At 54.1% G+C, this 12,767-nt stretch carries 10 protein-coding genes; 8 read left to right on the forward strand and 2 right to left on the reverse strand.

What is annotated here, in order from left to right:
* The 3 genes from CEE69_RS11435 to tnpC all read left to right on the forward strand — a co-directional run bounded on the left by CEE69_RS11435 (position 1) and on the right by tnpC (position 4,559).
* On the forward strand, positions 1-2,283 hold the full coding sequence (locus CEE69_RS11435; RefSeq protein ID WP_099260788.1) for a Mov34/MPN/PAD-1 family protein: 2,283 nt from the start codon (positions 1-3) through the stop codon (positions 2,281-2,283).
* Positions 2,280-3,056: a hypothetical protein gene (locus tag CEE69_RS11440; RefSeq protein ID WP_099260789.1), complete on the forward strand. Its 777-nt coding sequence runs from the start codon at positions 2,280-2,282 to the stop codon at positions 3,054-3,056. Before CEE69_RS11435 ends, CEE69_RS11440 begins: the two co-directional genes overlap by 4 nt.
* Before the next feature lie 108 nt (positions 3,057-3,164).
* Positions 3,165-4,559 carry an IS66 family transposase gene (tnpC, locus tag CEE69_RS11445; RefSeq protein WP_099260790.1) on the forward strand — a complete coding sequence of 465 codons (1,395 nt, stop codon included), beginning with the start codon at positions 3,165-3,167 and terminating at the stop codon, positions 4,557-4,559.
* A 413-nt stretch (positions 4,560-4,972) separates the two neighbouring features.
* On the opposite strand, the gene CEE69_RS11455 is transcribed toward tnpC, so the two are convergent.
* Together CEE69_RS11455 and CEE69_RS11460 are read right to left on the reverse strand one after the other, a co-directional pair.
* A complete protein-coding gene (locus tag CEE69_RS11455) occupies positions 4,973-6,148 on the reverse strand; it encodes a hypothetical protein (protein WP_158230995.1) in 1,176 nt (391 codons plus the stop codon).
* 334 nt (positions 6,149-6,482) lie between these two features.
* Positions 6,483-7,526 carry a protein kinase domain-containing protein gene (locus tag CEE69_RS11460; RefSeq protein ID WP_099260793.1) on the reverse strand — a complete coding sequence of 348 codons (1,044 nt, stop codon included), beginning with the start codon at positions 7,524-7,526 and terminating at the stop codon, positions 6,483-6,485.
* Between the two features lie 182 nt (positions 7,527-7,708).
* Here CEE69_RS11460 and CEE69_RS11465 point away from each other — a divergent pair, with 182 nt between their 5' ends.
* The 5 genes from CEE69_RS11465 to CEE69_RS11485 are packed head-to-tail and all read left to right on the forward strand — an operon-like array spanning position 7,709 to position 12,764.
* A complete protein-coding gene (locus CEE69_RS11465; protein ID WP_158230996.1) occupies positions 7,709-8,077 on the forward strand; it encodes a hypothetical protein in 369 nt (122 codons plus the stop codon).
* The gene (locus tag CEE69_RS11470; protein WP_099260795.1) at positions 8,074-8,709 is read left to right on the forward strand and encodes a hypothetical protein; all 636 of its coding nucleotides are present in this window, start codon (positions 8,074-8,076) and stop codon (positions 8,707-8,709) included. The genes CEE69_RS11465 and CEE69_RS11470 overlap by 4 nt, the downstream gene beginning before the upstream one ends.
* A 37-nt stretch (positions 8,710-8,746) precedes the next feature.
* On the forward strand, positions 8,747-9,394 hold the full coding sequence (locus CEE69_RS11475) for a hypothetical protein (RefSeq protein ID WP_158230997.1): 648 nt from the start codon (positions 8,747-8,749) through the stop codon (positions 9,392-9,394).
* 17 nt (positions 9,395-9,411) lie between these two features.
* Positions 9,412-12,129: a TraM recognition domain-containing protein gene (locus tag CEE69_RS11480; protein WP_099260797.1), complete on the forward strand. Its 2,718-nt coding sequence runs from the start codon at positions 9,412-9,414 to the stop codon at positions 12,127-12,129.
* Positions 12,126-12,764 (forward strand): hypothetical protein, encoded by a 639-nt coding sequence (locus CEE69_RS11485; protein WP_099260798.1) that lies wholly within the window; start codon positions 12,126-12,128, stop codon positions 12,762-12,764. The genes CEE69_RS11480 and CEE69_RS11485 overlap by 4 nt, the downstream gene beginning before the upstream one ends.
* Positions 12,765-12,767 lie beyond the last annotated feature (3 nt).

Genomic DNA, 12,767 nt, shown 5'->3' on the forward strand with positions numbered 1-12,767 from the left:
ATGGATGAGAGATTTCTTGACGCATCAGGCGCGACTGTTAAAGCTTCGGAACTGTGCACATTCAAGGGCCAGGAATTGTGTCGGCTCTTATCCAATGAGCAAATTGACTTTGCCACGCTAATGGAATGCAGGCGCGACGGCGAAGACGACGTCGTGGTGTTCGAGGTTGAGGTGGAACTCGGCCAGCTGAAGGTGCATCCGATTCATTCTGTAGAACGGTTAGCCGTCAAGTTCACTCCTGCTGACGAATCGTTCCCTGAAACATTGGCGTTGCGTCGCGATTTTCCAGTCGTCCCGCATCTGAATCTTCGCTTTGCGGAGTTCCCTCGCAGTCTATGCCTTAATGAACAGCCGTATGAAGAGCTGAAACATCAGTGGACGGCCCCGAAGTATGTGGAGCGAGTGAGGACGTGGCTCGCGTTGACAGCAAAAGGGAAGTTGCATGATGACGATCAGCCGCTGGAGCCATTGCTTTGGGGCAACGTCGGTCAGCTCGTGTTGCCAAGCGATATTTTGACAAGAGACGACCGATCAGCTCGCAAGTTGCGAGTGTCCGCTACAAGCGTTGAGCCATTGGACATGTTCCTGGTAGCGGAAGACGATGATGGCACGACCGATTTTGGACTTCCTTTCGTTCCCGTCTTCCTATCGTGTCCCGCACAGACGCACGGCGTCATTCGTTTCCGACCACGTAATCTCGAAAAGCTCTCAGAACTAACCAATAGTGCCGAGTTTGATCTACTTTCAGCGTTGCGACATCACATCGAAACGTGGAAGGAATCATTATCGGGCAATGAGGAGGCCACCAATAATTTCCTGAATTCCTCGCTGATCATCCTTCTTGCGATGCCGAAGACGAGGGTTGCCGGCGGAAAGACAGAATCGACTGACCTGTGGGCGTTTCTGACAGGCGCAAGTGTTCGATCGATAGGCGTGGACATTGGGCTCTGGATGGAAATTGCGGGGAGTTTGGGAAAGGAGCCTTCTCCGCCGGAAGACAAGACGGGCAGCCATATCGAGCTCGATCTGCTCAATCCAAGGTTTAGCCTTTCGGCACCTTCGGCAGCTAAGCTAAACGGCTGGAAAGCCGACGAAACGAATCTGAATATCGCGGCAATCGGAGCAGGTGCTCTGGGTTCACAGATTCTTGTTAACGCCAAGAGAATGGGACTGACCATCGATACCATTGTCGATGACGACAGACTCTTGCCCCACAATCTTGCACGACATGCCTTGCCCGGTTCTGCCGTGGGATATCGGAAGGCAGAGAGCATGTGCGTTCTTTTAAATGACCTTCTCGAATCCGATGAATCAAGCACCGCGATCGCCGCTAACGTCTTGAAACCCGGTGACCATCGCGAGACTGTCGAGAAGGCTCTGAGCAAAGCGGACATAATTGTTGACATGTCGGCCTCAGTCGCTGTCGCCCGCGCTCTGGCCTCGGATGCACGGTCTAATGCAAGACGCATATCAGTGTTTGTGAATCCTACCGGGACGGATCTCGTAGTGCTCGCGGAAGACACAGAGCGAAAATGCCCACTCGACATGCTTGAAATGCAGTTCTATCGAGCCTTGTTGAACCGCGATGATTTGGTCGGCCACTTCGCCCCCAATGATGGTCGTCAGCGCTATGGTCAATCGTGTCGAGACGTCACGTCGCGAATACCACAAGACTCCATGGCCGTACACGGCGGGATCGGCGCGCGAGCGTTGCGCAAAATTGTTTCAGATCCTGCGGCACGCGCAGCTGTCTGGCGGGTGCAAGACGATTCGGCAGTAAGCCGGATTGAACTGACGCCGAGTCCCGTTGTTGAACGGCAAATTTCCGATTGGACGATCAAGCTGGACTCGACAGTCGTTGAGCGGATGCAGAGGTTGCGTGAATCGAAACTTCCAAATGAAACCGGTGGCGTACTCATCGGTTCGTTTGATATGCACCGTCGCATCGCCTACATCGTTGACACGATTCCTTCCCCCCCAGACAGCGACGAGTGGCCGACACTCTACATTCGCGGCTCTATGGGATTGCGACGAAAAGTCGAGAGTATCGTCGAGCAAACCGATGGGGCGTTGCACTATGTCGGGGAGTGGCATTCGCATCCGGATAAATGCTCCACAATGCCAAGCACCGACGACATGAAAGTGTTCGCTTGGCTGACTGAAAGGATGCAACAGGACGGGTTTCCGGGGCTCATGATGATCGTCGGCGATCAGGATCAACTAAATTGCTTCATTGGCAAAATCATGCCGATTGAAAACCTTATTCCCTTACTACAAACATGACATCTGACGAATCAAAAACGAATCCGGTGCTGAACTTTTTCAGTCTCAGCGACGAATACGAGCGAAAGGCAAGATTCTTACCCGCGGTCCTGACCGTACTGGTCGCATTGCCGGTCGCGATGGCTTACGGGATCGAGATGATGCAATTCATCACACTCCTCACGACTGGGGTGGGAATTGGTGCCGTACTTGCCGTAGGCATTTCCCACCTTGCGTCTGCCCTGGGGAATCGCCTCCAAAAGAAGCTATGGCCGGACTGGCCCTACGATGGTCCCACAAACCAATGGCTCAATCCTGAGAACGACGCACGGTCACAGCAGCAAAAGAAACAATGGTACCGAATGATCAAATCACTGACGGGCCTAGACATTGCTCGGCTAGCGAAATCGGAAGACAAGGCAGAAGTTCGACTCGCGATCAATGATGCCGTTTCGAAAGTCCGATCGCGGCTGTGGAAACACGACGGCAATGGCACAGACTTGGTCCGGTTGAGGAACATTGATTACGGATACGCCCGAAACCTAACTGGGCTGCGTGTAATCTGGATTCCTACGGCCATTTTAAGTTTTGCGGGATGCTGGGTTGCTTGGTGGCGTTTCGATGGGCATATACTTTGGGCCGTATTAGCAACGGTATTGCTTTGTATTCTGCCAGTCGTCGGTATCTTTGTGCTTCCGGGATATGTTCGTCAGAAGGCTGACTACTACGCTGAAGCTTTCTTCGCAGCGGTGGAGCGGATCAATCTAGAGGAACAGACAAGGAAGAGTGGCTAGCAAACATGAGTGGCGATCGTGGAATTTGTCTGGCAGAATCGTACTTGTTTACCGAGCGAGAAACTGGCCTTGGTGTAAACAAGGTGAATCGAGCACAATTTGCGGGTCATGGAAGTCCCGAAGATTACGACCGATTGCCCCGATTGCAAACCGCTCTTTGAGCAGCAACAAGCGATCATCGATGCATTGGTCGAGCAAGTCAAGAAACTGACCGAACGTCTTGAGAAGGTGGGGCGCGAAGGCAAACGCCAAGCAGAGCCCTTTCGAAAGAAACGCAAGAGTTATGCCAAGAAGCCTGGGCGAAAACCTGGTGATGATCATGGCAAGCATCATCGTCGAGCGATTCCCAAAGTGATCGACGAAACCTACGACGTGCCGCTGCCACCGTGCTGTCCCGATTGTGGGCACGAGAAATTGGCCAAGACCGAGACACTCGTCCAATACCAGACCGAGATTCCTCGGACAGTCATCAATCGGCAGTTCAATATCGACGCGGGGAAGTGCTGCGACTGCCGCACCCAAGTTCAAGGGCGGCACGAGTTGCAAACCTCCGACGCCGTCGGCGCGGCCGCTGCTCAGCTCGGTCCAAACGTCCATGCGACGATGGCACTGCTCAACAAGGAGTTGGGACTCAGCCACGGCAAAGTGAAACGGCTGCTGGAAATGCTCTTCGAGATTCACGTCAGCCGTAGCACCAGTTGTCGAAGCATGCTTCGCACGGCCGATCGGCTGGAGCACACCGACGGGCAAGTGCGTCAGGCGGTGCGAGGTTCGCCGCAGGTCGTCGGCGACGAAACGGGTTGGCGAGTGGATGGACGTGGGGCTTGGTTGCACGCCTTCGTCGGGCTCACGGCAACGTGTTACGAAGTGGATTCGACACGAAGCATCGGACCGGCCGAGCGATTGCTTGGAATCGATTGGTCGGGAATCTTCGGGCACGACGGCTGGGCGGTCTACGATAAGTTCACATCGGCGACCCACCATCAATGCTTCGCACACCTGCTCCGGCGATGTGACTCGCTGATCGAAGCTGGAACCGGTGGCGCGTTGGCGTTCCCTCGTGGCGTGAAGTCGTTGTTGCTTCAAGGTTTTGAGTTCCGCAATCGATTCCGGCGCGGCGAGATGTCTGTTCACGGATTGAAAGTGATGGCGGGAAGATTGACCGGTCGGATGAGGGACTTGGTTCACCATCCCAAGACGCACGCGGCCAACGAACGATTCGCGAAGTTCCTGGAGAAGCATTTGGACGATCTGTTCACATTCCTTCGTCATCCTGGTGCCGACGCAACGAATTGGCGCGGGGAACAAGCGATCCGACCGGCGGTAGTGAACCGCAAAGTCTGGGGTGGCAATCGAAGCGAAGCGGGAGCTTTAGCTCAGTCTCGTATCATTGGCGTGATGCAAACTTGCAAACAGCGACTTGCGGATCCATTCGACTTTATCCGCCGTCAACTCGTCAGTACCACGCCACTGGTGCTGCCACTGCCCATCACTGCACGGTAAACAAGTACGCAGAATCTTGGTGGGGAACGTTGCTATCGCATTGACGTCTTGCCAATTCCCCATTGAGTTGTTCCGCGTTTGGAATTGATTTGCACTCACTTCCATCGACGATTCTGCGCGCACCGGTGGCCGACATGGCCGACACCGGATGCAGTTCGGATTGCTTTTTCCGGCAATCGGATGCGTTGCATCGACCTCGTCGTGTTGCATTTGGCGCCGATTCGTTTGAATGACACCGTCCGAAGCGTCGAACGGATGGCGGCGGTCCTGAACATTGTCTAACAGTGCAAATTCCCGGTGTCGCTTCTCCCACTGCGCAATCACCTTCAAGCAGTAGCATCGTTGTAGCGTTGCTCGACCGACAATCAAATCCTTTCCGTGTTCAATTGCCGATACTCGTTTCCGCTCGATGTTTAGCTGGGTCTTCGCAGGCGTTGATTTGCCCGATGTTCGGGCTTCCAGCGAAACCGATCGCCGCAGTCGCAATGAAAGATGGTTCTTCTTCCGTTTACCAACAGATACGGATCAAGCGGCTCGTTGTAACGGATCGTTTTGTCGGCTTCGCTTGCTGGGCGTGGTCTTCCGTGAGGGCATTCTTGGCACATCGAAGCCACCGCCGGCGCCGGTGGCTGCCGTTCTCCGTCTTTGGAATCATTGATCATTTTGCGAACCCTTTCGAGCATCGAGTAGAAATGCTCTCGATTCCCTACGGTGTTTGGGACCGTGATTCCCTTGTAAGTGTTGCCAAACAATATGATCGCAAACGGACAATGCGTTCCTTCGGTTGCTTCAACTAGGTGGCAATGTGCAATGACCCGGACAACATGTTGAGGCAATATTTTGCCATCCGTCTTGTTGATTCGATGTACCGGAATTGTCATACCACCCTTCTGCAAGATGCGCCGCGGTTTGCCAACCAGTTTTCGTTTCTCGTCTCGCAGCACGCCCTCGGGTCTTCTCGCCTCATATCCGGCAAGCAACAATCCAAACCAATCAACGGGTTGTGGTACGAGTTTGTTTGGGTTTGGGTCGCGTTGAACAGCCATGCGAATGGACAAACGGCGTTTCCCGAGTTCCCGCCACGTTACCAATGCGTTTCTTGTGAAATGTAGCCAAGCTGTCGCTCCCACAAACATTAGTAACAAATAAGCAAGGTTCGGAAGCGGCAAGATTGACAGCACGACGAGCCCCACGACAAATGCCACGAGCAGCCAGAATAGTTCGTAAACGCTTCGCCCATAGGCTTCCTCGATTGCGTCTTTCTCGTACCACGGCAACAGCGATAGCGAGGGCATTTCCTCTTCAGGATCAGAGTAACTTTTTTCGTGCGTGAGGATTCCGGCCCTTGGGCAAAATGTGTACTCGGCCAGCGTTGTAGCTGATACTGTTGGGTCATCAGTTCCCGCTTCCGGAATCGCGGCAACGTTTCGATCAATGCGATTGGCAAGTCGCGACGCCGTCGAATCGGTCGCGGATGATTCTTGGAGGCTAAAGCGATTCGCTGGTTTGACGGGAGATCGCTGTGGCTCGACTAGGTCCGCAGGGCTGAGGCGATTTTGTTCCATCAACAGTGACAGGTGCTTGCGCACGATCTTATCGAGAAATTCGATTGCCTCTGTTCGCTCATCATCGCTCGGCGGACCATCACGATGATAGTGCGATTCGCGATTGCGTATCCACGTAACCTTCCGCGCCATTCTTCCGATCTCTTCTCCCAGGAATTCACTGCGGTGCGCGAGATAATCGCCTAGCGAGAAGTTTCTTTGCTCTCCGTCAGTCGCTTCAGGCGGAAAGTGTTCGTGAATGATCTCTTCAACCAAGCGCACGGCATGGGTTAATCGTTCAACAAGCGAACTCACTGTCTGGAGGTCGGCAAGTCGCGAGAAATAGTTCGTGATGTCTCGCTTCATCGCGTCATTTGATTCAGCGCTCATAGTCCACCAGCCCGAGTCTGCGAATAACTTCTGCGACCGAGTTCGGTCGATCCGATCTCAGAAATGCGGTCGCGCTGGCGATTAATTCCGTTAGGGGCTCGGGAAGGGAGAGACTCTCGCAAAACGCTCGTTCCTGGCCTGGTGGTGGTAACTCTCCCGCTAGCACATGTATCGCAATTCTCCCCCAGCTGTAGATGTCTGCTCTCGTATCCACGTCATCACTATCAGCCTCCCCGGCGCGATACGGATCGGCCGGCCAGTCATCGGTTGAAACTGTCGGCCCGCGATCAATCAGTTTCGCAAGTTCAAATTCCGTTAGTATCGCTCGACCTTCAGGTTGATGAATCAGAATCGAAGACGGACTGAGTTCTCGGCAAACGATCTCTTGACCGTGCAAAGCGGCCAATCCGTGAGCAATGTCGGCGATGAGAGATTTTGCATGCGAACGACTGAGCTTCCCGGAGCGAAGCGTTCTCGCAAGCGTCTCTCCTTCAATCCATTCATCAATGACCCAGTAGAAACTTTCGATCGGATCGTGAAATGCCGTGATGTTGCGGGCAATGTTCGGATGGTTGCCGATTGCGCTGCAGACATTGGGATGACGCTTGATCCAAGTCTTGCAACGTTGCTCTTCATCGGTTGAAAGGTCACGCAAGTCAAAACGCTTGCCACGTGCCTGACGATCCAGTTCCAGATGCCGTAAACGACAAATCTGAAACCTGAGCCCGTTTGACGCCACAATCCAATCGGTCAACACCTCCGAAATCAAATATTCGTGGACCGTACCAGCGGACGCCTGTCCTTTCGTCTGACTCAACAGCACGGCGAGCGATACGTCCAAGGCTTCGGCAATGGCTGCCAAGGTGTTGCGATACACAGCCTTGCCGACCAACAGGTTGTTGACCGTCCCCACAGAGCAACCGGCACGCTGAGCTAATTGTTCCACCGTGATGCCGCGTTGATTCATGGTCGCTATCAGCTTGCCGGAATCCGCCAAAACGGTTCGTCCGTGGTTGGGCCGGTTGGTTGCCATCTTGATCCCCAGGAACCGTGATTTGCTTAGTTGAGGAGATTGTTCACAGATTGTACGAGATTGAATTTAGCGTAATCGAGGAACCACGAATAATCCTGACACTCCGAGTCAATCAACGTGCTCGTGAACTTACCTCGAAAAACTAAAAAGGACGTGTCGTGCTGCAGAAAACAACGCAATGGATGACCGACCGACTTGTCGAACGAGCGTTACCCAGCATCGGAAGCTTCATGGCTTCGGCGCTTCAGCGAATGCTCATTCTTGGCCATGCGGATCATCATAACCAATTGGAGGAACAGGCTCGACGGTACGAAGCAGCGGGCAAGCCACATTTGGCGAAACTGATTCGCAGCGAAGCCGAACAACTCACGTTGGACGATCCGTTTAGCTCTGCCGGTGCGATCTACGAACGGCTATCGGAAGACGCCAACAACAATTCAGGAATTCCTCTTGCACTACCCGAAGCGGCGCCTGCGGCAAGGAAACGCAAGAAGAAATCATCTGAACAAAACGATGTCGTTTCCGAGCAAGATGAGGAACGGGGCCAATGAACACGCTGACGCAGTTCAACGAACGCGACATCACGGTACTGCGTGCGTTAAGTCGCAAGGTCCGGCTTTTCGGTCAGCGGCAATTGGCGGAGTCCCTGTGGCACGGCGACGTTGCAAATGCCCGTCGTCGCATACGGCGATTTGCAGCACTCGGCTTGGTTCATCGACAAGTCACGATGGCACGCCCACTGCCGGAGTTACTAGCACCCGTTGCGCATTGGCATCCAGGTCAACCCGGCCCCGACTTTGGGCAGATTGCGTTTCAGTTGCAAAGTCGCTGGCGGTACCAAGCACTTCGCTCGACGGTCGTGTTAACTCCTACGCCAACTGTGGTTGATCACTTCGGTGGGCGTCAAAAGGCGACGCTATCGTCGCAAGTCTCCCATGACCTTGGCGTATCAGCCGTTTGGCTTTGGTTCTACCGCAACCACCCCAACCTTGCAGCCGCTTGGCGCGGTGAAGACCTGATTGACGACAGCGAACCCGGAGAGAGTCTGCCTGACGCAGTGCTGGTCGACCAAAACGAGAACCACACCGTGCTGATCGAGTTCGGCGGTGACTACAACGCGCAGCGCGTCTTGGAATTCCACGACGACGCTGAGCACCGCAACTTGCCCTATCAGATTTGGTGAATCAATGCCCGATAATACGCTTCGACAACGAGATCGCATGATCGTCGATTTCGTTGTTCGCTATCGACTCGCGACCAACGCGATCATTGGCGCTCAAATTCTGCCAGGACGCTCGCTCAACGCAGTTGCCAAGGTGACGGCTCGGCTGTGCAACATCGGACTGCTCAAACGCTACATGTTGGTTCCACCCGAAAACTACTTTCGCGCTGGGGCACGCGCCATCAACGTGCTTGGCTTGCCGCAAAGAAGCTGTGAGTCGCTTGGTCCTCAATCGTTGCCGATCGACTACGCAACCTTGATCTACGCGATGAAACCCAATGCAAAGCGACGACGGCTCACTCCAGAGGAAGTGACAGAGTACATGCCTTGGTTGCCGTCTGAATTGTCTCATTCGCCCTATTGCGTTGACGCGAAAGGAAACCTTGACCATCTGCGTGTTGATCTCGGCGGGTCGCCGCAGCACGTTGCTCGAAAAGTCGCCGCCGCTGCGCACGATCGTCTGCTCGTCCCGCAGATCGCTGAGCTTTCCTCACGTTCCAAATTCCAGCTCGTCGTCCTGACAACGGGTACTGAGAAAGCCAATGCAATAGCAAAGGCTATCGGAAACACAGACTGTTCAGACCAAATTCGCATTCGTTTGGCCATCGTGCCACGCCTTTCTTTCCTATTACTTCGATCCAACTAAAACCGCAGGAGACAACCATGCCGCGAAGTGTTTACCGCCAATCGGCCGGAAATCCGATTCAAACATCGATGTTGCCAGCCGAACCACTGGAGCTGGAATTCGCTTACCGTCGAGGCGTCGATAACACGGACGATGCTTACACTTGGCGAGTCATGAAGGAATTGACGATCGCCAGTTTTGTGGGCTTGGTCGCTTGCTGGCTACAGTTGTTCGTCTTTGACGTGGGACTGTTGCTAATGCTCGGTGTCGCGATTGCTCTGTACTTGTTTCTGCGTGCCGCCAGTTCTCACTTCCATGCAATTCGAGATCTTGGCCTCGGGATGGTCTTGGCAGCGTGGATTTACCATCCGTTCATGCCGCCGATCGCAATCGAGCTGTTTGTCGCCTTGATTGCTAGCGCGTTCGTCGCCAGGGAAATTTCGCGGCACTATGCATTTGTCTCGACCGTAGCTCCGATGCCTTTGGCACGAGCGTGGGACATTCGCGATTCGGTCTGTTGGACGACGCTGGCAAGTAGCCTGCTGCTTGTTCCCATCGCGCTTGCTGCTCTGATCCCTCATGCGATGCCAGTTTTGTTAGCGGCGAGCGTATTTGGCTGGATTGTCATGACGTACCTTTTCGTTGCGAACCCACACGCATACTTCACAGGCTTTTGCGGGGCTGTAAAGACTTGGTGCAGCTACAACCGAGACGAACACCAGCTCGCCGGCATTTTGAGTAGCCCGTCTGGCAACTGTCGCCGACGGCTAACATTGCTCGTCGTTGCTTTGCTGTTGAACGTCTTCGCATTCTTTCGCGTTACGGTGTTGTCGCAGGCGGCGGAGGGAGCCGCACAAGTTGGTCGCCTCGCTGGCTCGGTGGGTCCATTGGAATTCATTGTCAACCTTGCTGCGGTCTCATTGTTGTTTGCAGCTTTGGCGATAATCCCCGTCTTGATGCTGATGCTGTCCGTCGCAATTGTCGGCACACCAGTATTCGCACGGCTCTCGATTCCCAAACCAAGTTTCGTGCCAGCGCATGAATGGAAAGAGATCACTGACCGAATCCGACGCTCCAACAATTTGGTTGAGCGAAACAGTCTCTATCTTGGCCGCGTATCGTTCGATCAGTCGCCAATGCTTGTCCCGCACGATGTCTTCCGCGAACACGCACATTTCTTGGGTGACAGTGGCTCGGGAAAGACGGCGCGTGGATTGGCTCCGTTCATCGAGCAAGTGCTTGGCAGCGGAAACGCCAGCGTCATGGTGCTCGACCTCAAAGGAGATTCGCCGGAATTGCTGCAAACACTACGCAAGGGCGCGGAAACGGCAAAAGAACTCACTGGAAATGAGGTTCCTGTCCGGTACTTCACGCTACGAGAAGAACTTGCAACTTACGGCTTCAATCCATTCAAGCTGGCTTGCTGGGACAAGCTAAACGACCTTCAGAAAACCGACATTCTGTGCGGTGCACTGGGTTTGAACTACGGGACTGACTACGGCGAAGGCTACTTCAGTTCGGCCAATGCATCCGTTCTGTACGCCACAGTATCGCACTTCCCCGACATCAATAACTTCGAGCAACTGCGGGACAGGATCGCTTTCGTTATCTCACGACCAAAATCCCATGGCTTGGACGACAAGTCCCGCGACGCCGGGAACCACGTTCGCATGTCTGTCACCCGGCTGGCTGCAATCGCTTCGCTAAACATCTCGGACGAATGCACACCCAACGCCGAAGTACTTCGGCACAACATTGACCCAACCCGACTATTTGCAAGCGCTGAAGCCCACTACTTCAGCCTGTCAACAACTCTTGGCCCAGGTTCATCTCCTGAGATCGCCAGACTAGCAACCTACATGCTCCTTACCGCTGCAACCATGACCGACAGAAATGTTCCGGTCTATCTCGTTATCGACGAGTTTCAGAGAATGGCATCTCGAAACTTGGACTACCTGCTTCAGCTCGCTCGAAGCATGGGCGTTGCAGTGATTCTTGCGAACCAGTCCATGCAAGACCTCAAACGATATGACCTCATTTCAACGCTAGAGACCAACTGTCGGTACCGCCAATGGTTTGCGATCTCAGGTTGGGATGACCAAGACCGCCTTTCGCACGCAAGCGGCGAGACGATTGACACGCTCGATTCAGTATCCGTTACTCATTCAACAAGTGATCGCGGCGCAAGCACCAGTACCAACCATTCGAGTCGTGAAGTGGTCAGTCCAAGACTAACCAAGAATGACGTCAAGTTGGTGAGCGACGATGATCGCAAGAGCATCGTCCTGATCAATCGCGGTTCGGGTTACGCCCAGTACGGCGGAATGCCTGTTGTAATCGAGAGCGATTTCCATATCTCGCAAGCTGAATACAGCAATCGCAAATCCGCTCCGTGGCCATCTGACGACAAGGGGACTTTTGTACCGTCAACCTGGAATCGCCCGACTCCCACAATCCCTCACCGTGGACGGAGAGCAAATATGACGCCAACGGTTACTCAGGAGACCATCTCAATCGAGCCTACAAAGACAGCAACTGCAGGAGTTCCTGTCGCTGAAACTCCCGCCACCAAGAGTCCTCAAGCGGCCAAGCCACGACGCAAGAAATCGAGAGCAACAAAGCGACGAAAAAAGCAGCAGCAGCCGCAGGTGAGCGTGGAACCAACGACGCAGACAGAAAATCTGTTCGACCGATATCTCCAGGAGAACCCCATTGAAATTGAGTCGGACACGTCTTCCGTAGGAGCATCACGATGATTTATCAACGATGGTCGCCCGGTGTTCACGATCTCATTGAGTCTTTGACATGTCGCATTCGCGTCTTGTCGCTCAATCAAATCCAACAAGGATGGCGACAGCAGCTTGGACCTGCCAAAGCAGTGTTGGAAACGATCGAGCTACTTGTCAAAGCTGGCCTGTTGCAAGGCGACGTATGGAAGGTCCAAGCGTCTCCGGTCAACGGAAGGCCAGTCTGTCACTGGTCGCAAGGCGATGAAACGCCCGACCTGGTTCCTGTCCATCAACTCATTCAGGAACGGTGGCACCATCCCCGGATGCCGACCCCGGTGGTTGCAGCCACCCATCGAGCTGCTCGCCTGTTTGGTTCTTCGACGGGAGGGTTGCCACCAGCCAACCACCGCAATCACGACCTGTTGCTTTCAGAAGTCTATCTCCGATACCGCGACGTGCTCTCCAGCACCGGTGTCCTTTGGGTCGGAGAAGATGCGATGACCTTGGCCGAACGCGGAATCAAGAATCCCGACGCGTTTCTTGTAGGAAACGAAGGCGAAATCGTTCGAGTGATCGAATCGGCTGGCAAGTACTCGATCTCACAACTCGAATCGTTTCACAAGCACTGCGAATCCGAGCAACTCGCTTACGAACTCTGGTAGGGG

The organism is Rhodopirellula bahusiensis, assembly GCF_002727185.1.
GTDB lineage: Bacteria > Planctomycetota > Planctomycetia > Pirellulales > Pirellulaceae > Rhodopirellula > Rhodopirellula bahusiensis.

What these genes read in the sequence shown, in the direction of transcription:
- tnpC (WP_099260790.1), top strand. Translation starts at nt 3,165, where the DNA reads ATGGAAGTCCCGAAGATTACGACCGATTGCCCCGATTGCAAACCGCTC.
- CEE69_RS11475 (WP_158230997.1), top strand. Translation starts at nt 8,747, where the DNA reads ATGATCGTCGATTTCGTTGTTCGCTATCGACTCGCGACCAACGCGATC.
- CEE69_RS11435 (WP_099260788.1), top strand. Translation starts at nt 1, where the DNA reads ATGGATGAGAGATTTCTTGACGCATCAGGCGCGACTGTTAAAGCTTCG.
- CEE69_RS11485 (WP_099260798.1), top strand. Translation starts at nt 12,126, where the DNA reads ATGATTTATCAACGATGGTCGCCCGGTGTTCACGATCTCATTGAGTCT.
- CEE69_RS11480 (WP_099260797.1), top strand. Translation starts at nt 9,412, where the DNA reads ATGCCGCGAAGTGTTTACCGCCAATCGGCCGGAAATCCGATTCAAACA.
- CEE69_RS11440 (WP_099260789.1), top strand. Translation starts at nt 2,280, where the DNA reads ATGACATCTGACGAATCAAAAACGAATCCGGTGCTGAACTTTTTCAGT.
- CEE69_RS11465 (WP_158230996.1), top strand. Translation starts at nt 7,709, where the DNA reads ATGACCGACCGACTTGTCGAACGAGCGTTACCCAGCATCGGAAGCTTC.
- CEE69_RS11460 (WP_099260793.1), bottom strand. Translation starts at nt 7,526, where the DNA reads ATGGCAACCAACCGGCCCAACCACGGACGAACCGTTTTGGCGGATTCC.
- CEE69_RS11470 (WP_099260795.1), top strand. Translation starts at nt 8,074, where the DNA reads ATGAACACGCTGACGCAGTTCAACGAACGCGACATCACGGTACTGCGT.